17 protein-coding genes are annotated in these 19,899 nt (G+C 58.1%); 8 read left to right on the forward strand and 9 right to left on the reverse strand.

Annotation, left to right across the window (positions count from 1 at the left end; all coding sequences use genetic code 11):
• Window positions 1-36 precede the first annotated feature (36 nt).
• Together hydA and AC2FFE_RS01410 are read right to left on the reverse strand one after the other, a co-directional pair.
• Complete coding sequence (gene hydA / locus AC2FFE_RS01405; RefSeq protein WP_496845653.1) at window positions 37-1,491, reverse strand: dihydropyrimidinase; 1,455 nt, start codon at window positions 1,489-1,491, stop codon at window positions 37-39.
• Between the two features lie 92 nt (window positions 1,492-1,583).
• Window positions 1,584-2,834 carry a Zn-dependent hydrolase gene (locus tag AC2FFE_RS01410; protein WP_496818567.1) on the reverse strand — a complete coding sequence of 417 codons (1,251 nt, stop codon included), beginning with the start codon at window positions 2,832-2,834 and terminating at the stop codon, window positions 1,584-1,586.
• 170 nt (window positions 2,835-3,004) lie between these two features.
• Here AC2FFE_RS01410 and AC2FFE_RS01415 point away from each other — a divergent pair, with 170 nt between their 5' ends.
• Window positions 3,005-3,613, forward strand: coding sequence for a TetR family transcriptional regulator C-terminal domain-containing protein (locus AC2FFE_RS01415; protein WP_496818568.1), 609 nt, complete (start codon window positions 3,005-3,007; stop codon window positions 3,611-3,613).
• 48 nt (window positions 3,614-3,661) lie between these two features.
• Here AC2FFE_RS01415 and preA read toward each other — a convergent pair whose 3' ends face one another.
• Genes preA through AC2FFE_RS01430 form a run of 3 tightly spaced genes read right to left on the reverse strand, consistent with a single transcriptional unit; the run spans window position 3,662 to window position 7,201 of the window.
• Window positions 3,662-4,966: an NAD-dependent dihydropyrimidine dehydrogenase subunit PreA gene (preA, locus tag AC2FFE_RS01420; RefSeq protein WP_496818569.1), complete on the reverse strand. Its 1,305-nt coding sequence runs from the start codon at window positions 4,964-4,966 to the stop codon at window positions 3,662-3,664.
• A 20-nt stretch (window positions 4,967-4,986) separates the two neighbouring features.
• Window positions 4,987-5,823: a methyltransferase domain-containing protein gene (locus AC2FFE_RS01425; RefSeq protein WP_496845654.1), complete on the reverse strand. Its 837-nt coding sequence runs from the start codon at window positions 5,821-5,823 to the stop codon at window positions 4,987-4,989.
• 43 nt (window positions 5,824-5,866) lie between these two features.
• Window positions 5,867-7,201 carry an NAD(P)-dependent oxidoreductase gene (locus AC2FFE_RS01430; RefSeq protein WP_496845655.1) on the reverse strand — a complete coding sequence of 445 codons (1,335 nt, stop codon included), beginning with the start codon at window positions 7,199-7,201 and terminating at the stop codon, window positions 5,867-5,869.
• A gap of 299 nt (window positions 7,202-7,500) precedes the next feature.
• Between AC2FFE_RS01430 and AC2FFE_RS01435 the strand changes: the two genes are divergently transcribed.
• The 3 genes from AC2FFE_RS01435 to AC2FFE_RS01445 all read left to right on the forward strand — a co-directional run bounded on the left by AC2FFE_RS01435 (window position 7,501) and on the right by AC2FFE_RS01445 (window position 10,574).
• On the forward strand, window positions 7,501-8,496 hold the full coding sequence (locus AC2FFE_RS01435; RefSeq protein WP_496845656.1) for a GT-B fold glycosyltransferase domain-containing protein: 996 nt from the start codon (window positions 7,501-7,503) through the stop codon (window positions 8,494-8,496).
• Between the two features lie 71 nt (window positions 8,497-8,567).
• Entirely contained in the window at window positions 8,568-9,860 is a 1,293-nt protein-coding gene (locus tag AC2FFE_RS01440; RefSeq protein ID WP_496845657.1) for an O-acetylhomoserine aminocarboxypropyltransferase/cysteine synthase family protein, read from the forward strand.
• 3 nt (window positions 9,861-9,863) lie between these two features.
• Window positions 9,864-10,574, forward strand: coding sequence for a GNAT family N-acetyltransferase (locus AC2FFE_RS01445; RefSeq protein WP_496845658.1), 711 nt, complete (start codon window positions 9,864-9,866; stop codon window positions 10,572-10,574).
• Window positions 10,575-10,576: 2 nt separating this feature from the next.
• On the opposite strand, the gene AC2FFE_RS01450 is transcribed toward AC2FFE_RS01445, so the two are convergent.
• The gene (locus AC2FFE_RS01450) at window positions 10,577-11,272 is read right to left on the reverse strand and encodes an SIMPL domain-containing protein (protein ID WP_496845659.1); all 696 of its coding nucleotides are present in this window, start codon (window positions 11,270-11,272) and stop codon (window positions 10,577-10,579) included.
• A 163-nt stretch (window positions 11,273-11,435) separates the two neighbouring features.
• Between AC2FFE_RS01450 and AC2FFE_RS01455 the strand changes: the two genes are divergently transcribed.
• Entirely contained in the window at window positions 11,436-13,397 is a 1,962-nt protein-coding gene (locus tag AC2FFE_RS01455; protein ID WP_496845660.1) for a hypothetical protein, read from the forward strand.
• Between the two features lie 106 nt (window positions 13,398-13,503).
• Here the strand turns inward: AC2FFE_RS01455 and hppD are convergent, their stop codons facing one another.
• Entirely contained in the window at window positions 13,504-14,601 is a 1,098-nt protein-coding gene (gene hppD / locus AC2FFE_RS01460) for a 4-hydroxyphenylpyruvate dioxygenase (protein ID WP_496845661.1), read from the reverse strand.
• 138 nt (window positions 14,602-14,739) lie between these two features.
• Here hppD and AC2FFE_RS01465 point away from each other — a divergent pair, with 138 nt between their 5' ends.
• Together AC2FFE_RS01465 and AC2FFE_RS01470 are read left to right on the forward strand one after the other, a co-directional pair.
• Window positions 14,740-15,204, forward strand: a complete 465-nt coding sequence (locus AC2FFE_RS01465; RefSeq protein ID WP_496845662.1) for an Lrp/AsnC family transcriptional regulator — start codon at window positions 14,740-14,742, stop codon at window positions 15,202-15,204.
• A 19-nt stretch (window positions 15,205-15,223) separates the two neighbouring features.
• The gene (locus tag AC2FFE_RS01470; RefSeq protein ID WP_496845663.1) at window positions 15,224-17,104 is read left to right on the forward strand and encodes a cation:proton antiporter domain-containing protein; all 1,881 of its coding nucleotides are present in this window, start codon (window positions 15,224-15,226) and stop codon (window positions 17,102-17,104) included.
• Window positions 17,105-17,133: 29 nt separating this feature from the next.
• Here AC2FFE_RS01470 and cobT read toward each other — a convergent pair whose 3' ends face one another.
• On the reverse strand, window positions 17,134-18,144 hold the full coding sequence (gene cobT / locus AC2FFE_RS01475) for a nicotinate-nucleotide--dimethylbenzimidazole phosphoribosyltransferase (protein ID WP_496845664.1): 1,011 nt from the start codon (window positions 18,142-18,144) through the stop codon (window positions 17,134-17,136).
• Between the two features lie 78 nt (window positions 18,145-18,222).
• On the opposite strand from cobT, the gene cobS reads away from it, so the two are divergent.
• Complete coding sequence (gene cobS, locus AC2FFE_RS01480) at window positions 18,223-18,987, forward strand: adenosylcobinamide-GDP ribazoletransferase (protein ID WP_496845665.1); 765 nt, start codon at window positions 18,223-18,225, stop codon at window positions 18,985-18,987.
• Window positions 18,988-19,336: 349 nt separating this feature from the next.
• Here the strand turns inward: cobS and AC2FFE_RS01485 are convergent, their stop codons facing one another.
• Window positions 19,337-19,852: a CarD family transcriptional regulator gene (locus AC2FFE_RS01485; RefSeq protein WP_170532727.1), complete on the reverse strand. Its 516-nt coding sequence runs from the start codon at window positions 19,850-19,852 to the stop codon at window positions 19,337-19,339.
• Window positions 19,853-19,899 lie beyond the last annotated feature (47 nt).

Raw genomic sequence — 19,899 nt, forward strand, 5'->3', positions numbered from 1 at the left:
ATTGAGTTTGAGCCGCCACCAGACAGCTCGTACAGATCACACACCGGACGCCGGAATACCCGTCCGCTCGACAGGTCGCGGTGCTGTCAGCTCTTTCCAAGTGCTCAGCGCTTTGTTCACATGTGTATTGGCCTCACGCGATACGAACTTTCCGTGCCCTTCCTGCGTCTGGATCTCACCATCATGCACAGCAACCGCACCACGGGTCAGCGTGAACCGCGGCAGTCCACGCACTTCTTTACCTTCGAACACGTTGTAGTCGATCGACGATTGTTGCGTTTCGGCCGAGATCACCTTGGCCTTGTCCGGATCCCAAACCACCAGATCAGCATCAGCACCGACAAGAACCGCGCCCTTTTTCGGATAACAATTCAATATCTTGGCGATATTTGTTGAGGTAACAGCCACAAACTCGTTCGGCGTCAAACGCCCGGTATTCACCCCATGGGTCCACAGCATCGGCATCCGATCCTCCAACCCTCCAGTTCCGTTCGGGATCTTGGTGAAATCCCCCACTCCATAGCGTTTCTGTTCAGTCGTGAACGCGCAATGGTCCGTGGCGACCACGCTTAATGTGCCTGATTGCAGACCATTCCACAGGCTGTCCTGATGCTGCTTGTTCCGGAACGGGGGGCTCATGACCCTCCGCGCCGCATGTTCCCAGTCATGGTGGAAATACTCGCTCTCATCCAATGTCAGGTGCTGGATCAAAGGTTCTCCCCAGACCCGCTTGCCTTGCATCTTCGCGCGCCGAATGGCCTCATGCGCCTCTTCACACGAGGTATGCACCACGTACAAGGGCACACCGGCCATATCAGCAATCATGATCGCGCGGTTGGTCGCTTCGCCTTCCACCTGCGGCGGGCGGGAATAAGCGTGTGCTTCTGGGCCGGTATTGCCCTCGGCCAGCAGTTTGGCGCTCAGCTCGGCCACCACGTCACCGTTCTCGGCATGCACCATCGCGGTGCCGCCCAATTCGGCCAGACGTTTGAATGAGGCAAACAACTCATCATCGTTGACCATCAAGGCGCCCTTATAGGCCATGAAATGCTTGAATGTGTTGATCCCGCGAGTCTCGATGACCGTCTTGATGTCGTCAAAGACCTGCTCGCCCCACCAGGTCACCGCCATATGGAACGAGTAGTCACAATTTGCCCGCGTTGATTTGTTGTCCCAACGCTTGAGCGCGTCCAGCAAGCTTTCGCCCGGATTGGGAAGCGCGAAATCCACCACCATCGTGGTGCCTCCGGCCAAGGCCGCGCGCGTACCGCTTTCGAAATCGTCGCTGGAATACGTGCCCATAAACGGCATCTCAAGATGCGTATGGGGGTCGATCCCGCCCGGCATGACATAGCAGCCGGTTGCATCCAACTCCTTGTCGCCTTGCAGATCTTTCCCGATCTCAGTGATGATACCACCTTCGACCAGCACATCCGCCTTATAGGTCAAATCCGCAGTCACGACGGTTCCGTTCTTGATCACAGTGCTCATTTTACTCTCCCTGTCGCGGTCTGCGCCACGTGCTTCTTCTGTTCAAAAATACCTCGGGGGAGTCGCCCATCGGGCGACGGGGGCAGCGCCCCCTATCCCACGATCTCAGCTGTCTCGACGACCGCATGCAGCAAGACGTCCGCCCCCGCTGCGGCCCAGTCCTTGCTGATTTCTTCGGCTTCGTTATGGCTCAGCCCGTCCACACAGGGGCACATCACCATCGCAGTTGGCGCGACGCGGTTGATCCAGCACGCATCATGACCCGCGCCCGAGATGATATCTGTATGCGAATACCCCAGCCGCTCGGCGGCGTTGCGCACAGCTGCCACGCAGCCGTCATCAAACTTCACCGGATCAAACCCGCCAACCTTCTCGAACGCGATCTGCAGCCCCATCTCGTTCACGATATCTTCGGCCGCCACGCGCAGGCGGTTCTCCATATCGGTGATCACCTCCAACTCGGGCGAGCGGAAATCGACCGTAAACACCACCTTGCCCGGTATCACATTGCGGGAATTCGGATAGACATCAATATGCCCCGCCGCACCCACCGCGTGCGGTGCATGTGACCAGGCGATCTCATCCACTTTCTCGAGAATTCGCGCCATGGCCAGCCCCGCGTTCTTGCGCATCGGCATCGGGGTCGAGCCGGTATGGGCATCCTTGCCCGTCACCGTAACTTGGGTCCAGCTCAGGCCCTGCCCATGGGTTACAACGCCAATATCCTTGCCCTCGGCCTCCAGGATCGGGCCCTGTTCGATATGCAGTTCAAAGAAGGCATGCATCTTGCGGGCACCAACCTCTTCCTCGCCGCGCCAGCCGATCCGCTGCAATTCGTCGCCAAACTTCTTACCTTCCGCGTCTTCGCGGTCATAGGCCCAATCCAGTGTGTGCATCCCAGCAAACACGCCCGAGGACAGCATGGCCGGCGCGTAGCGCGTTCCTTCTTCATTGGTCCAGTTCGTCGCAATGATCGGATGTTTGGTCTTGATGCCCAGATCATTCAACGTGCGAATGATCTCTAGCCCACCCAGTACACCCAGCACACCATCATACTTGCCGCCTGTCGGCTGGGTATCGAGATGTGAACCCACATAAACCGGCAGCGCCTCTGGGTCGGCTCCCTCGCGCATGGCAAACATGTTGCCCATCTGGTCCAATCCCATGGAACAGCCTGCTTCCTCGCACCATTCCTGGAACAGGGCGCGCCCCGCGGCGTCTTCATCCGTCAGGGTCTGGCGATTATTGCCACCTGCAATACCGGGGCCGATCTTGGCCATCTCCATCAGGCTGTCCCACAACCTGTCGCCATTGATCCTGAGATTCTGCGCCGGAGCTGCCATAGTTACTTTCCCTGTTGCTTGCGATTTGCTCGCTTTTGGTGTCTTGATTTGACCATCTGGTCAAACTCACGCTATCACGGGTTCGACATCAGTCAAGAAATTGCGCGGACCAGCCGGAATTTTTGGCTTATTCCACGATTGCTTGACAAAAAAAGAGACAGGCCGAACAGATGCCCAGCGACCGCGCCCCAACCCGCATTCAGAAGAAGAACCGCGCTGCGATTCTAGAAGCCGCTTTGAACGTGTTTTCGTCGCATGGGTTTCGCGGCTCGACTGTTGATCAGATCGCGGCTGAGTCCGGACTGAGTAAGCCGAACCTATTGTACTACTTCCCGTCAAAAGAAGCGATCCATACGGAGCTTCTGTCTGGCCTGCTGGAAACCTGGCTGGCGCCGCTGCACGATCTGGACGAAAATGGTGACCCGCTAGAGGAACTGCTGTCCTATATTCGCCGAAAGCTGCAGATGAGTCAGGAGCTACCACGAGAAAGCCGCCTGTTTGCCAATGAACTGGTTCAAGGCGCGCCGCGCATTCACGAGGCTTTGTCGCAAGATTTGAAGGCACTGGTCGATCAGAAAACCGCGCTTCTGACCGGATGGATGGATCAAGGCAAAATCGCGCGGGTGCATCCTTATCACCTGATGTTTTCGATCTGGGCCCTGACCCAGCACTACGCAGATTTCGAAGTTCAGGTGCGCGCGATTCTGGGCGACGAAGACCCGTTCGAAGGCGCAGAACCTTTTGTCGACACCCTGTACCGCAAGCTTCTGACGCCTTGAAAAAAAGAGGCCGTATCAGCGGCCCCTTTGTGATCTGCGCGAACCACCTCATTCCGCAGCCTTGGCCATCGGATTGTTGGGATGCGTTGTCCAGTTTGCATAATCCGGCTGAACTTCGCGTCCGGTACGCGGATCAACCTCTCCGGCTGCCATCGGTTCCATCGAGATACAGCCCTCGACCGGGCAGACATCGACGCAGAGGTTACAGGCCACGCATTCTTCGTCGATCACCTCGAACACCCGGTCCGGTGACATCGCGATGGCCTGGTGGCTGGTGTCTTCACAGGCGGCATAGCAGCGACCGCATTTGATGCACTGGTCCTGATCGATCTTTGCCTTGGCAATGTAATTCAGGTTCAGATACTGCCAATCGGTTACGTTGGGGACCGCGCGACCAACAACTTCCGAGACGTTGGAATAACCTTTCTCGTCCATCCATTTGGACAAGCCGGCCGTCAGTTCATCGATGATCTTGAAGCCATAAGTCATGGCCGCTGTGCAGACCTGCACGTTGCCGCAGCCGAGCGATATGAACTCTGCCGCGTCCCGCCATGTGGTGACGCCACCGATGCCGGATATGGGCAGGCCATGCGTTTCCGCATCCCGCGCAATTTCTGAAACCATAGACAGGGCAATCGGCTTCACCGCCGGACCGCAATACCCGCCGTGGCTGCCCTTGCCATCAATCGAGGGTTCAGGGCTGAACGTGTCCAGATTGACGCTGGTGATCGAGTTGATCGTGTTGATTAGCGACACCGCATCCGCACCGCCATTCCTGGCCGCCGCCGCGGGTTTGCGAATGTCGGTGATGTTCGGCGTCAGCTTCACGATCACCGGGCGGTCGTAATACATTTTGCACCAACGGGTGACCATTTCGATGTATTCCGGCACCTGCCCGACCGCCGCTCCCATGCCCCGCTCGCTCATTCCGTGCGGGCAGCCAAAGTTCAATTCGATTCCATCTGCACCAGTCTCAGCCACGCGCGGCAGGATTGCTTTCCACGCGCCCTCCTCACACGGCACCATGATCGAAGCGATCAGAGCGCGATCCGGGTAATCGGCTTTCACGCGGGCCATTTCCTCGAGGTTTACCTCAAGTGGCCGGTCGGTGATCAGTTCGATGTTGTTCAGCCCCAGCAACCGCCGGTCCGCACCGTAGATCGCACCATAGCGCGGGCCATTCACATTCACCACCGGAGGGCCCTCAGAACCCAGTGTTTTCCAGACGACACCGCCCCAACCGGCCTCAAAGGCACGGCGGACGTTGTATTCCTTGTCAGTTGGTGGGGCCGAGGCCAGCCAGAATGGATTGGGGCTGGAAATGCCCAGAAAGTCTGTCGTCAGGTCAGCCATGGGTACTCCTTTCCGGCTCCTCAGCCGGTTTTCTTGAAAATCATCTCAGTCGGGCGGATTCGCCCGGCATGCAGGTTCGCGACGTAGTTTTGGAACTTCTCGGGCGCCGTCTCGCCCATCATCAGGTGGATGCCCAGCGGCGCGGGACCGGTTTCGGCGATCTTTGCAAAGACGTCCTCGAAGAACTTAATCGCGAATTGGGTGCGGTCGGTCTCGGTCTCCAGCTCAAGTCCCGCCACTGCAGCCGCATCCTTGTAGACCTCAGGTGCGTCTACAAAGGATGTCTCAGCGACGCTTGACCAGGGCAGAGGGAACGCCAGAGGTTCGGCAACCTCACCGGCCATCACATCGAACAGCGCAAAGCGACCGCCCGTTGCCAACGCGCGCGAAACTTCCGCGAATAGCCCGGCCTTGTCTTCGATGTTCATGCCCACATGCAGCATCACCGCCAGATCGAACCCGGCATCCGGGACGGGCATGTCCAAAGCACTGCCCACATGGAACGCGACCTTGTCGGAATGGCCGACAAGCTGGCTGAGCGCCTTTGCAGTTTCGACAAATTCGGGTGTCAGGTCGACCCCCGTCACCGTCGAGTCATAGCGATCCACGATATAGCGCGATGTTCCGCCAATCCCGCAGCCCACATCCAGCACCCGCGTCGCATGGATCAAAGACAATTGATCAAACAGGTGATCAGTGGCCAGTACCCCGCCCGTATGAAACTCGTCTCCGGCTTTCAGGTCGGCGACCGTGGCCGCATCCGGGTCCACACCGCTGGCTTTGAGCGCATCTCGCACGCGGTCCGTAAGGGCACCGGTGGTATAATGTTTGGCAACTGCGTCTTCGATTTGGGACATAACGGTACCTCAACGAATGGGATGAATTGAATACCTCACCCTATCACGAAATCAGGCTCGCGTGGATGTCCATCGCCGCATCCCGGCCCTCGGCCACCGCAGTCACAGTCAGGTCTTCGCCTCCCGCAGCGCAATCGCCGCCCGCCCAAACACCAGCCATTGATGTACGCCCTGCTCCGCTGATGGCGATCTTGTTGCCATCCAGCTTTAGCCCTTCGGGTGCGCCATCCAGCGTCTGACCAATGGCTTTCAGAACCTGATCTGCGGGCAGGCGAACCATCTCACCGGTTCCGGTCAGCTGGCCGTTCTGGCTTGAGGTATATTCGAGCTCGATCTCAACCGCCGCGCCATTGCCGTGTACGGCAACGGGCTGAACATTGGTCATGATCCGTACACCATGCGAGGCGGCCAGGTCTTGCTCGTAGCGGCTGGCGCCCATTGCATCGCGTCCACGGCGATACGCAATCGTGACATGCTCGGCGCCTAGTAGTTTCGACTTCACCGCCGCATCAACAGCCGTCATGCCGCCACCGATCACAACCACATTCCGACCAACCGGCAGATTCGCAAGATCCGACGCCTGTCGCACGTCCGAGATGAAATCGACCGCGTGCAAGACACCGTCCTTATCAGAGCCCTGCGCCCTCAGCGCGTTGACGCCGGCAAGACCAATAGACAGGAACACAGCATCATAGTTTTGCTGCAAACCCTCCATCGAGACGCCATTGCCCAAGGCTGATCCCGTTTCAATCGAGATACCACCGATTTTCAGCAGCCAGTCGACCTCGGCCTGCGCAAAATCATTGGTCGATTTATAGGCCGCAATCCCGTATTCGTTCAGACCGCCCGGCTTGGGTTTGCCTTCGTGGATCACCACGTCATGACCCAGCATCGCCAGCCGATGCGCACAAGCCAGACCCGCAGGCCCCGCCCCCACAACGGCAATTGTCTTACCGGTCGCAGGCGCGCGCTCAAAAGGATGATCGCCCGAGGCCATCACATCATCAGTTGCAAAGCGCTGAAGCCGCCCGATCTCAACCGGTTTGCCTTCGGCGGCTTCGCGCACACAGGCCTCTTCGCACAGTGTCTCGGTCGGGCAGACACGGGCGCACATACCGCCCAGAATGTTCTGATCCAGAATGGTCTTTCCCGCCGATTGCGGCTGGCCCGCCTGTATTTGGCGGATGAACAACGGAATATCGATATCCGTCGGACAGGCCGTAACGCATGGCGCGTCATAGCAAAAATAGCAGCGATCTGCGGCCACGGCAGCCTCATGCGGGGCCAAAGGCGGATGCAGATCCGAAAAATTCGATGTCAGTTCATCGCTGGAAAGCCGCCCGGAAACGATCCCGGGTGCCATCTGGCCCTGTGCCATCGCTCTACTCCCTGTAGATATGTTTGTTATGAGCACAGCTTGCCACAAATCAAAATTTTATCAATTGGTAAAATTTATCAAATGGTCAAAATTCTGATTTTGCACGAGATTTCGTGTGAAATATCGGCGTTTTCGCGGGTTTTGACGGCAAACTAGGCGGAATTGACACGCTGAAATGCTGTAACTGAAGCCGGCATTTGACACCCCGCGCCCCACAAACGACTTTTGACGCCCTACCCCGGTTGCTGTAAGCCGAAACACAGATGCGTGAGATCAACGCATGTTTAGGACGGGCACAGATGCGGGCAGCTTCGCAAGACTTCAATATTGTCATCATTGGTCAGAACAACCGCCTGCAATATGAGGCGGTCCTGTTCGCCGCCTCGCTGCGCCATTCCGCGCCCGATTTCAAAGGGCGTCTTTTTGTAGCCACACCCAACCCTGGCCCGCGCTGGAACCAGAACCCCACCATTCAGGATCAAGACGTCCTAAAGTCCCTAGATCAACTTGATGCGGAAATCCTGCCTTTTGACAATCATGTCTTCGGGGAAAGCTATCCTAACGGGAACAAGATCGAAGCGCTTTTGGCCCTGCCCGAAGGCGAACCCTTTGTTTTCTTTGATACAGATACCCTGATCACCGGCGATCTAGGCAGCGTTCCGTTTGATTTTAATCGCCCCGGCGCTTCGCTGAAGGTCGAAGGCACATGGCCCAAGCCCACGCTTTATGGCCCGGGGTATGAGGGCATCTGGTCTGCGCTTTATCGCCGTTTTGAACTGGATTTCGAAAGCTCGATTGATATCAGCCAACCACAGGGACACTGGCGTCGGTATCTGTACTTTAACGCAGGCTATTTCTTCTACAAATGCCCGCGTCAATTTGGCGAACGCTTCCTGGACTATGCGCGCACCATCCGAGATGAACACATCCCGGAACTGGTCGGGCAGAACCTTGATCCCTGGCTGGATCAAGCCGCTCTGCCCCTTGTGATCCACTCTCTCGGCGGTGGGCGTGATGCCTTGCCTGACGGGTTGCTGGATGGCTCGGTCAGCTGCCATTATCGCCTGTTCCCGCTGCTTTATGCCCGCGAGGACGATCATGTGATCGATGTTCTGGAAACCGTCGTGGCCCCGAACAAGGTCAAGAAGGTTCTCAAGCAATATGATCCGATCAAAAAACTGGTGATTCAGGCCAAGGGTCAGAAAATCCGGGACCTGTTCGACCGTAACGCGCTGCCAAGCCGCGAACAGGCCATTCGCAACCGGATCAAAGCGCAAGGCCTGTGGATGCGCTGAAAGCGGCGTTGTGTGACGGCGGGCAATGTCCTACAGATTTCCCAAGTTCTATTTCGACAGGAGACTTCACGATGTCCGACGGCCCCACCTATGGTTTCGACACGTTGCAAATTCATGCCGGGGCACGCCCTGACCCGGCGACCGGAGCACGGCAAACGCCAATCTATCAATCCACGGCCTTTGTGTTTCGCGATGCGGATCACGCAGCCGCCCTGTTCAACCTACAAGAGGTCGGCTTTATCTATTCACGCCTGACCAACCCCACGATTGCCGTACTGCAAGAACGTGTTGCGACGCTGGAAGGTGGTGTTGGGGCGGTCTGCTGTTCTTCGGGCCACGCGGCGCAGATCATGGCGCTGTTCCCGCTGATGGAGCCGGGCTGCAATGTGGTTGCTTCGACCCGTTTGTACGGCGGCACTGTCACCCAGTTCAGCCAGACGATCAAACGCTTTGGCTGGTCGGCCAAGTTTGTTGATACCGACGATCTGGACGCCGTGAAGGACGCCATCGACGAAAACACCCGCGCGGTGTTCTGCGAATCCATCGCCAACCCAGGCGGCTACGTGACTGATATCCGGTCGCTTGCGGATGTTGCCGATGCGGCGGGCATTCCGCTGATCGTCGACAACACCTCGGCGACCCCTTACCTGTGCCGCCCGATCGAACACGGCGCGACACTGGTGGTACATTCGACCACAAAATACCTGACCGGCAATGGTACTGTCACCGGCGGCTGCATCGTGGATTCGGGCACGTTCGACTGGTCTGCGAATGGCAATTTCCCCTCGCTCAGCCAACCCGAGCCTGCCTATCACGGGTTGAAGTTCCATGAGACGTTTGGCCCGCTGGCCTTCACCTTCCACGGCATCGCCATCGGTCTGCGCGATCTGGGTATGACGATGAACCCGCAAGCGGCCCATTACACGCTGATGGGGATTGAGACGCTGTCGCTGCGGATGGAGCGTCATGTTGAGAACGCCCAGAAGATCGCCGCCTGGCTCGAAGCGGATGACCGGGTCGACTACGTGACCTATGCGGGCCTGCCCTCGTCGCCCTATCACGACCGGGTCAAAGCGCAGTATCCGCGCGGCGCCGGTGCCCTGTTCACCTTTGCGGTCAAGGGTGGCTACGACGCCTGTATCAAACTTGTCAACGCTTTGGAGATCTTCAGCCACGTTGCAAACCTCGGCGATGCGCGGTCGCTGATCATCCACTCGGCCTCGACCACGCACCGCCAGTTGACCCCCGAACAGCAAGAGGCCGCAGGGGCTGGCCCGAATGTGGTGCGGGTGTCCATCGGGATCGAAGATGCCAATGACCTGATCGCCGATTTGGATCAGGCGCTGAGCAAAGCCAGCGCGTAACCCATGGGCGGTCACGACACAAACGCACTTGGTCAACCCATCGGACGGCCGGTCACGGGCGAGTTCCCTCGCCCGACGCCGCCCTATACCCCGATGGAGGGCCAGTATTGCTCGGTCGTGCCGCTGGACGTGAACCGGCATGCGCCCGGATTGTTCCGGGCGTTTGCCAATGACGCCGATCACCAAAATTGGACCTACCTGCCCTATGGGCCGTTTGGTTCTGAGCGGGATTTCGAAACCTGGGCGCGCGCCACCTGCATGGATGCGGATCCGATGTTCCATACGGTTCTGGATGCAGATGAAGTTCCGGTGGGCATGGCTTCCTATCTGCGGATTGAACCGGCTTCAGGTGCGATCGAGGTTGGGCATATCCATTTCTCGCCGCTTCTCCAACGCAAACCGCAATCCACCGAAGTCATGTATTTGATGATGAAACGCGTCTTCGACGAGTTGGGCTATCGCCGCTACGAATGGAAATGCGATGCGCTGAACGCCCCCTCATGTGCGGCGGCGCGGCGTCTCGGCTTTACCTACGAAGGGATATTCCGACAGGCGACCCACTATAAAGGGCGCAACAGGGATACGGCGTGGTTTTCCATTCTCGACAGTGAATGGCCGCGCATCCGGGACGCATTCGAGGCCTGGCTATCGCCCGACAATTTCGACGCGACGGGCCGACAGAAACAGAAGCTGATGGCCCGCGCCGACGGCTGAGTTTATTCAGAGATTTCAAACTCCATCGAGACGCTGACGGATATCGTGATTTCACCTCCTGCGACTGGCACTCCGCCAGCATCGGCGACGCTAAAGGCGCGCATTTCCGCCATGGGTCGAACCCCTCCGGTGCGCTCGGAGATCGACTGAACCGGGCCCAACGTGACATTGGCCGCTTGTGCCAGTTGCTCGGCCTTTGCTGTGGCTTCACCCACCGCCTGAGCGCGTGCCTGAACCTCGATCGGTTTGGTGTCCTGCAGACCAAAGCTCAGCCCACCAAAATCATTGGCCCCGTCCTGAATGACCGCGTCCATGATCTGCCCAAGCTGTGACAGGTCGCGCACACGGACAAAAACACGGTTCGAAGCGACAAACCCTGTGATCTCGGGCGGCTCTCCGTTCTGCTGATTGCGATTCGACCAGACCGGTGAGAGCGAGAGGTCGCGTGTTTGCACATCCCTGTCCTCGATCCCCATATCTGTCAGCCGGGACAGCATCTGCGCCACCGCATCTGACGTGGCTTTCATCGCAACCGATGCCTCAACGTCCTGATTGGTCACCCCCAGCGTGATCGTCGCCATATCGGGTGCAACTTGCACGGTTCCAGTCGCGTCAACGGTAATGCGACGTTCTTCCGCATGGGCGATACCAGCGGCAGTTGCGGCCATCATTGCCGCCAGAAAAGCGAATGTCTTCAAGGTCATCCCTCCAATTTACTACTGTCCAACATGGGTTGGCAGGGCTTTGCCATACAAGGGGAGAGTTCGCGTTTTTCTTTCCCTCGGCGGGTTCCTGCTCTACTGTCACTCTGCAAGCGTGTGATCGTTTGCGCTAATGATATAGTTATGGTTCTCCGGGAATATGAAACCCGCCTTTACGCTATCTTTTTCTGCAACCGGCATCTCGTTGCACCACCTGTCCGAAGGTGAGTGGTATGAGATCGGCACTGTATCGCTGGATACAGATGATCTGAACGGGCAGATGCAGGCGCTGCGGGATCAGGGTTTTGCGCTGGAAAACGACCTGAGTTGCAATGTGGTCATCCCGGCGGATCAGATCCGGTATCTGTCGATTCCATCGGATGGTCTGTCTGCTGACGAAAACGCGCAAATGGTGCAGGACGCATTGGTCGATGCCACTCCATATGAGCGCGATGAACTGAGTTTTGCCTCGATCACCAAAGATGGACTGGTCTATGGGGCGGCAGTGGCACGCCAGACCTTGAACGAAGCGCATAGTTTTACCACCGAGCACGGATTCGTCCCCGTCGCCTATACCGCAGAGCCCGGTGAAGACGAGTACCCCGGCGCGCCAGTGTTTGATCTGGACACCGAACCGCCGGTAGCTGCTGCGGTTACTGTACCAGAGGTCGGCCCACCCCCAGCAAAGCCGGAACCCAAAGAAGACGCCGATCCGTCAGCCCCCAAGGTTCACGCCATTGCGGAAACCGCTGCCCCGGACGCGTTTCGTGCGCCTGCGCCACCGGAGGGTGATTCAGCGAATGCTGGTGCGGGCCTCAAAAAATTTGCCCTGCCTGCTGTCGCAGCGGCGGGTCTATTGGCCCTGGCGATTGGAACGTGGTCTCTGCTCGGATCGCCGGAAGAGGAGATCGTGGCCGAGGTGGATGTGGAACCTGAAACCACATCACCCGAAGCCGAACTGGCCGCTGATCTGGCGGTTGACGCGCTGCCCGAAGCACCTGAGGCAGAAAACACGGAACCTGTGATCGAACCCGCGCCAGAAGACGATCAGGTGGCAGCTACCGAACCCGCACCCGAGGCAACACCCGAAGATCAACCCGCCTTGTCTGCGACCGATGCGGCGATCCTTGAGGCGTTGAAGGTAGAACCCACCCCGGTCGAGGACGTTGCGCAGGAAACCGAGACGGCCCTGCCTGCCGAAATCGTCACCGGTGTTGCTAAAACCGCCCCGGCGCAGCCCGCAGAACCGGTAGCCGTTGAACCGGACGATCTGTATTTGGCTTCGGTGGACAAATCCGATTTCTCCAACGACGCGGTGGCCCTGGCACCGTCAGCAAGTTTTGAAACAGATCAGCCCTTTGATCTGCCCGCTCTGGCGCGCGCCTCCATCCCCGGGTTTGACCTGGATGAGCGCGGGCTTGTCACCCCATCCCCTGAAGGCACGCTGAACCCAGATGGCGTGCTGGTCTATCAGGGCCGCCCCTCATCTGTGCCGCCTGCCGTACCTTTGCGGTTCGAAGAAGAACCGGTGGTCGAGGAAACGACCTCGCGCCTGGCCGGAATACGGCCCAAACCCCGCCCCGAGAACCTGCAAGATCAATTCGAACGTCAGCAATTGGGCGGCAGATCGCTGCAAGAACTGTCCGTGTTGCGGCCCAAGCAACGCCCCGCTTCGCTACAAGCCAGCCCCGAGGTAGATGACACCCCAACTGCCCTGGCCGTTGTCCTTGTTCCACGTCCCAAGGCACGCCCTGCAGGGCTGGTTCGGACTGCAGCGGCCGCGCCGGCGACCAATCTGGGATCAACCGCCGGGCTGGATCAGAACGCTGGCGAAGCCGAAACCTTCGAGCCCAAAACAGTTGCCCCCAAGATCCCCACGACCGCATCAGTGGCGCGACAGGCGACCATCGACAACGCGATCAACCTGCGCCGCCTGAACCTGATCGGGGTCTACGGCACACCAGCCAACCGGCGCGCCTTGGTGCGCTTGCCCAGCGGACGATACAAGAAACTGAAAGTGGGTGACCGGGTCGACGGCGGCAAGGTCGTCGCAATCAGCGACAGTGAGTTGCTATATCAAAAGAAGGGTCGCAACGTGTCCCTCAAAATGCCGCGTGGATGATCGCTGCGCGCAGGCATTAAAGCCTTAATCACTCCAGCAACGCCTCTCTTCGCAAGAGAAACTGGCGCGCCGGAATGACTTGGGTAAAGCGTGTTTTCGAAGCGGATTAAGCCGCTGTAATCTCACCGCTTTCGATCTGCTCGCGTTCGATGGATTCGAACAGGGCCTGAAAATTCCCCTCACCAAACCCATCATCGCCTTTGCGCTGAATGAATTCGAAAAAGATAGGGCCAATCACGGTTTTCGAAAAGATTTGCAGCAAAATCCGCGTCTCACCGCCATCAACCACACCTTCGCCATCGATCAGGATACCGTGCTTCATCATCCGATCCAGCGGTTCATCATGATCTTTGACGCGGTCTTTTGACATATCATAGTACGACTGGTTCGGGCCGGGCATGAACTTTAGCCCCTTCTCGGCAATCGCGTCCGTTGAGGCATAGATATCTTCGCTGCCCACCGCGATATGCTGGATGCCTTCGCCTTTGTACTTCTTGAGGTACGAGACGATCTGGCCCGTTTCGCCGCGATCTTCGTTGATCGGGATGCGGATACGGCCACAAGGCGAGGTCAGCGCACGACTAAAGAGCCCTGTAAACTTGCCCTGAATGTCAAAGAACCGGATTTCGCGGAAATTGAACAGGTCACCATAGAACCTGAACCACTTGTCCATGTTACCCTTGAACACATTGTGGGTCAGGTGGTCGAGGTAGTAGAACCCATCACCGCGCGGCTTGGATTCCTTGATCCACTCGAATTCCTGATTATAGGGCGATGTGTCATAGTACTGATCGATGAAATAGATCAGCGACCCGCCAATTCCTTTGATCGCGGGCACGTCCATGGTTTTGTCTGCGCCATCATAGGGTTCAGCCCCTTTTGAAACCGCGTGCTCATACGCCTGCTGCGCATCGACAACCCGCCAGCCCATCGCAGGCGCACAGGGGCCATGTTCGGCGACAAACTTCGCGGCAAAACTCTCAGGATCGGCATTGAGGATATAGGTCACGTCCCCTTGTTGCCACAACTCGACCAAGGGTTTGTCCTTGTGGCGCGCGACAAGGTCATAGCCCATGGTCGCAAACAGATCCCGCAATTCCTGCGGGTTGGGGTGAGCGAATTCGACGAATTCGAACCCGTCGGTTCCAGCCGGGTTTTCGGCTGTGATGGTAGATTTTGGGGCGTTGTGCGGGAAAGGACCCATGGCGCGTCTCCTTTAAAAACAGGAATTTCTTTGCTGATTCCAAGATATGTCTTAAACAACGCTGTTTCTGCGCATTGTTTTCAACTAGACTGTATTCGTGTGCGCAAACCCCGCGCCAGATTGACATAATGTGATGATATGCCGCAAAGACTGGATCACATCGATATTGGGTTGTTGGCAGCGCTTCAGCGCGATGCGCATCTGACCGCCCAACAACTTGGCGAGGTGCTACACCTTTCCGCCAGTCAGGCCGGTCGCCGCCGCCAACGGCTGGAGGCCGAAGGTTACATCACCGGCTATACCGCGCGGCTGGATCCGCTGAAGCTGGGCCTGCAAGTGCAGGGCTTTGTTCAGGTCCATCTCGGCACGCATGGGCCAGATCAATCGGCCAGTTTTGCCCGCATGGTCGATGCCCGCCCCGAAATCACCAGCGCCTGGACGATGACCGGAGAGGCAGATTACCTATTGCATGTCTATTGCGACGATCTATCTGCGCTCAACAGCTTGCTTCATCAAGTGATCCTGCCGCATCCTGCAGTTGCACGGGTTCATAGCCAGATCGTAATGGACCAATTGAAACGCGACGCCCCCCTGCCGACCTGAGCAGGCTACGAGGACACCTATGGACGATTTCCTGTACCAGGCTTCTATCTATCTCGCCGCTGCGGTGATTGCCGTTCCGTTATCGGCGCGTCTGGGGTTGGGATCGGTTCTGGGATATCTGGCCGCCGGTCTTATCATCGGCCCGGTTCTGGGCCTTGTTGGGGCAGAAACCGAAGACCTGCAGCATGTGGCAGAGTTCGGCGTAGTCATGATGCTGTTCCTGATCGGGCTGGAGCTGGAACCGCGCGCTCTTTGGGATATGCGGGACAGGTTATTGGGGTTGGGTGGTTTGCAGGTTTTGCTATCCACCGCAGTAATTGCGGGCGTGGCAATTTATGCCAGCCACCCGTGGACAGTGGCGCTCGCCGTCGGCCTGACCCTTTGCCTATCTTCAACCGCAATTGTACTGCAAACCCTGTCTGAAAAGGGGCTGATGCAGACCAATGGCGGGCGCGCGACCTTCTCGGTGCTGTTGACGCAGGATATTGCGGTCATCCCGATCCTGGCGATGTTGCCCTTGCTGGCACTGCCCGCCATCCCTCATATCGAGGCCGACGGGTCAATTGATCGCGGCGCGGGGGATCACCTGCACGACGCGCATCACAGCCTGTCCCTGGTCGAAGGTCTGCCCGGCTGGGCCGTCACATTGGTAACGATCGGAGCCGTCGCCTTTGTCATTTTGGCCGGTGTCTACCTGACCCGCCCGCTGTTCCGCTTCATCCATGCCACACGCCTGCGCGAGATGTATACAGCGTTGGCCCTGATGATCGTGGTTGGCATTTCCTTCCTGATGACGCTGGTTGGTCTTTCACCTGCTCTGGGCGCTTTTCTGGCGGGCGTTGTTCTGGCCAGCTCGGAATTTCGGCATGAGATGGAAAGCGACCTTGAGCCCTTCAAAGGCCTGTTTCTGGGCCTTTTCTTCATCACGGTTGGGGCTGGAATCGACGTTGGCTATTTCTTCAACGACCCGTTTGATCTGATCGGCCTTGCCCTGCTGGTGATCCTGGCCAAGGGTGTCATCCTCTATATTGTCGGCAAAGCCTTCAAGCTGAAGGGCCGGGATCACTGGTTGTTCACCCTTGGCTTGGCGCAGGCGGGTGAGTTCGGTTTTGTCCTTCTGGCCTTTTCACGGCAACAGAATGTGATCCCTCAGGACCTGGCGCAAAAACTGCTTATGATCATCGCGTTGACCATGCTGATTACGCCGCTTTTGTTCATCATCTACGACCTGCTGTCGCGGAAGCTGGGCGAGACAACAACCACGATGGAACCGGACGAGATCGACGAAAAAGGGCCGGTGATCATTGCGGGCATTGGACGGTTCGGTCAGATCGTCAATCGCCTTGTGGTGGCCAGCGGGTTCAAGACCATCGTTCTGGACCATGATATCGAGACGATCCAGCTGATGCGTCGGTTTGGCGTGAAAGGGTTTCTAGGTGACCCAACCCGGCCCGAGCTTTTGCGCGCAGCGGGGTTGGATAAGGCGTCGGTTCTGGTTGCCGCGATGGATGATCGAAAGACGGTGACGCGACTGGTCGGTTTCGCCCGCCGCCAGCGCCCAGACCTGCACATCATCGCCCGCGCCCATGATCGAACCCATGTGTACGAGCTGTATCAGGCTGGTGCCAACGACATCGTGCGTGAGATGTTCGACAGCTCACTACGCGCTGGTCGATACGTATTGGAAAACATCGGGCTCAGCGAATACGAAGCTGCGCAGGCGGAACAGACCTTCTATCATCACGACCGGACGTCAGTGCGTGAACTGGCGGAACTCTGGGTGCCCGGTATGCCCACGGCAGAAAACAAGAAATACATAGAAAGGGCGCAGTCTTTGGAGAAGGATCTGGAGACCGCACTGCTGGAACTGGCCGAAGAACACGCCAAGAAATCTGCCTGACCGGGGGCTGCCCGGACAGGCCGTTTGTTTCAGCCGTCTGCTACGCCCGCCTCATCAAAGGTGGCCATGCCGGAATGGCAGGCCACGGCGCTTTTGAGGATGTTAATAGCCAGCGCCCCGCCAGAGCCCTCGCCCAATCTCAGGCCAAGGCTCAGCAACGGGTCCTTTCCGAGTTTCGCAAGCATTGCGCCATGCGCGCCCTCGGCGCTTTGATGGCCTGCAACCGCATGGTCCAGTGCCGATGCTGACACGCGCGCCAGACAGGCCGCTGCCGAAGTACAGATAAACCCGTCCAGAATGACAGGAATGCGCAACACACGCGCGGCAGCTATGGCGCCTGCCATCGCGGCAATCTCGCGCCCGCCCAAACACCGCAGAACTTCTAGCCCATCGTCGGTGGCATGGCGCGCAACGCCTTCGGATACAACGCGGGTTTTGTTCCCAAGGCCCGCATCGTCGACACCGGTGCCGCGCCCGGTCCAATCGGCAGCCTCACCCCCGAACAGCGCGCAGGCGATGGCCGCAGCGGGGGTGGTGTTGCCGATCCCCATCTCACCGACCACCAGCAGGTCGGCTTGTGGGTCGACCGCGTTCCAACCGGTTTTCAGCGCGCTCAGAAATTCGGCTTCGCTCATGGCTGGCCCTTGCGTGAAATCCGCCGTCGGGCGCTCTAAGTCCAGCGCATGGACATCCATCTTTGCCCCGGCCGCCTTGGCCAGTTGATTGATCGCGGCCCCTCCATGTTCGAAATTCATAACCATCTGCACGGTCACTTCAGGCGGAAAGGCCGATACGCCTTGCGCCGTGACCCCGTGGTTGCCTGCAAACACAATGACCTGAGGCTGTTCGATCTGAGGACGCGTATCGCCGCGCCAGGACGCGTACCAGATCGCCAGATCCTCAAGCCGCCCCAACGCACCCGGAGGTTTCGTCAGCTGGCCATTACGCGTGGCGGCGCCGTCTGCGGCTGCTATGTCCGGACCCGGCGCGTTGATCAACGCATCGCGGAACGTGTTCAAATCATTCAGTTCGGGCAGCATCAAAGCCTCATTGCATCAGAGTGGTCCTGCGTGTTTAACCGAAGCTGAAAGACCAACAAGACCCTGAAAGGCGCGGGAGTGAATAAAAACGACAACTACGCGATTTCTCGGTGGGATATCCCGCTGGCACTGGTCCTGTTGACCCGCCTGCCCTTACCCCGTCTGCCCGAGCATGTCTTTGCCCGGCAGGCTCATGCGGTCTGGGCTTTTCCAGTGGTCGGACTTGTCGTCGGCGGGCTAGCTTGCGCGGTGGGCTGGGTCTTGTTGGCGTTGTCCGTGTCCCCATTTATTTCCGCTGTTCTGCTTGTGGGGGCCCTGATCATGCTGACGGGTGCAATGCATGAAGACGGTTTGGCTGACACTTTTGACGGACTTTGGGGCGGCTTCACAGCCGAACGTCGTCTGGAAATCATGAAAGACAGCCATATCGGGACATATGGCGTTCTGGCCCTGATCAGCGCGCAACTGATCCGCATCTCGGCGATTGCCGCGCTTTTGTCCGCAGGGGCGTTCTGGGCGATCCTTGCCGCCTGCGTGCTGTCCCGCGCCATGATGCCGGTTCTGATGGCCGCCTTGCCCAATGCACGGCAATCGGGCCTGAGCCATTCAGTCGGCACGCCAAGAGCGATGGTGGTCAGCCTGTCCTTGGGTCTGGCATTCGTGATCAGCTTACTGCTGGTTGGAACGCAGTCTTTGTTGCCTGCAATTTGCGCTGCGGTCGTTGTTTTTTGCCTTTGGCAGTTGGCCAAGAAGAAAATCGGCGGCCAGACCGGCGACATTCTTGGGGCGTCTCAGCAACTGGCCGAGATTACATTCTTGGTCGCAATCAGCGCCCAGCTGTAAACATCAGGCCCGCCTACGCCTTTGGCAAACATGCCCAATCAGCAGATAGAGCACAGGAATAAGGCTCAGTACGCCTGCCGATCCCCACACCAATCCCGCTTGCTGCAAAAGAACCTGACCCGTCTCCGGGTCATAACACCGGCCCAACTCGTTGAAGCAATCACGCCACTTGAAGTATCTGGAATAGTAAGCTGCCCAAAACACACCGGACATGGCAAGCAAAGCGCATCCTATGACTATCCTGATCACGGCCGGTTCCTCAGCCAATGGGCGTTTGGGCTTAGCCCAACTTAGATAGAAAAAGCCGCCCTGAAGTCAGAACGGCTTTGACAACTTAGCGTCAGTGCATTCAGGCAGCAGCAGCGCGCGAGGTCAGCACCTCATCCACTTGCTTGGCTGCCGACAGCTCACCTGCGCCCGAAACAGCAGCAACTTCCCGGGTCAGGCGTTCCAGCGCGGCTTCGTACAGCTGACGCTCGGAATAGCTCTGCTCGCGCTGATCGTCGGTGCGGTGCAAATCACGAACCACTTCTGCGATTGAGATCAGATCGCCCGAGTTGATCTTTTGTTCATATTCCTGCGCCCGGCGCGACCACATGGCGCGTTTCACCTTGGCCTTACCCTTCAGCGTTTTCATCGCCTGGCTGATCACGTCCGGCGAACTAAGCGAACGCAGCCCGGATTCGGTGACCTTATTGGTCGGCACCCGCAGGGTCATCTTGTCTTTCTCGAATGAGATGACAAACAGCTCAAGCGAATAGCCCGCGACTTCCTGTTCCTCGATCGAGATGATCTGGCCCACGCCATGGGCGGGGTAGACAACATAGTCGTTGGGGCGGAACTCAAGCTTTTTCGACTTTGTCATTCAATGTATTCCTTGGTTTTGGACCGGTACGCAGACGACAAAACACC

This window comes from Ruegeria sp. YTSA168, assembly GCF_059610045.1.

Bases quoted from the DNA above. Each gene is read 5' to 3' on its own strand.
- hydA (WP_496845653.1), bottom strand. From the start codon at position 1,491: ATGAGCACTGTGATCAAGAACGGAACCGTCGTGACTGCGGATTTGACC.
- AC2FFE_RS01410 (WP_496818567.1), bottom strand. From the start codon at position 2,834: ATGGCAGCTCCGGCGCAGAATCTCAGGATCAATGGCGACAGGTTGTGG.
- AC2FFE_RS01415 (WP_496818568.1), top strand. From the start codon at position 3,005: ATGCCCAGCGACCGCGCCCCAACCCGCATTCAGAAGAAGAACCGCGCT.
- preA (WP_496818569.1), bottom strand. From the start codon at position 4,966: ATGGCTGACCTGACGACAGACTTTCTGGGCATTTCCAGCCCCAATCCA.
- AC2FFE_RS01425 (WP_496845654.1), bottom strand. From the start codon at position 5,823: ATGTCCCAAATCGAAGACGCAGTTGCCAAACATTATACCACCGGTGCC.
- AC2FFE_RS01430 (WP_496845655.1), bottom strand. From the start codon at position 7,201: ATGGCACAGGGCCAGATGGCACCCGGGATCGTTTCCGGGCGGCTTTCC.
- AC2FFE_RS01435 (WP_496845656.1), top strand. From the start codon at position 7,501: ATGCGGGCAGCTTCGCAAGACTTCAATATTGTCATCATTGGTCAGAAC.
- AC2FFE_RS01440 (WP_496845657.1), top strand. From the start codon at position 8,568: ATGTCCGACGGCCCCACCTATGGTTTCGACACGTTGCAAATTCATGCC.
- AC2FFE_RS01445 (WP_496845658.1), top strand. From the start codon at position 9,864: ATGGGCGGTCACGACACAAACGCACTTGGTCAACCCATCGGACGGCCG.
- AC2FFE_RS01455 (WP_496845660.1), top strand. From the start codon at position 11,436: ATGAAACCCGCCTTTACGCTATCTTTTTCTGCAACCGGCATCTCGTTG.
- hppD (WP_496845661.1), bottom strand. From the start codon at position 14,601: ATGGGTCCTTTCCCGCACAACGCCCCAAAATCTACCATCACAGCCGAA.
- AC2FFE_RS01465 (WP_496845662.1), top strand. From the start codon at position 14,740: ATGCCGCAAAGACTGGATCACATCGATATTGGGTTGTTGGCAGCGCTT.
- AC2FFE_RS01470 (WP_496845663.1), top strand. From the start codon at position 15,224: ATGGACGATTTCCTGTACCAGGCTTCTATCTATCTCGCCGCTGCGGTG.
- cobT (WP_496845664.1), bottom strand. From the start codon at position 18,144: ATGCTGCCCGAACTGAATGATTTGAACACGTTCCGCGATGCGTTGATC.
- AC2FFE_RS01485 (WP_170532727.1), bottom strand. From the start codon at position 19,852: ATGACAAAGTCGAAAAAGCTTGAGTTCCGCCCCAACGACTATGTTGTC.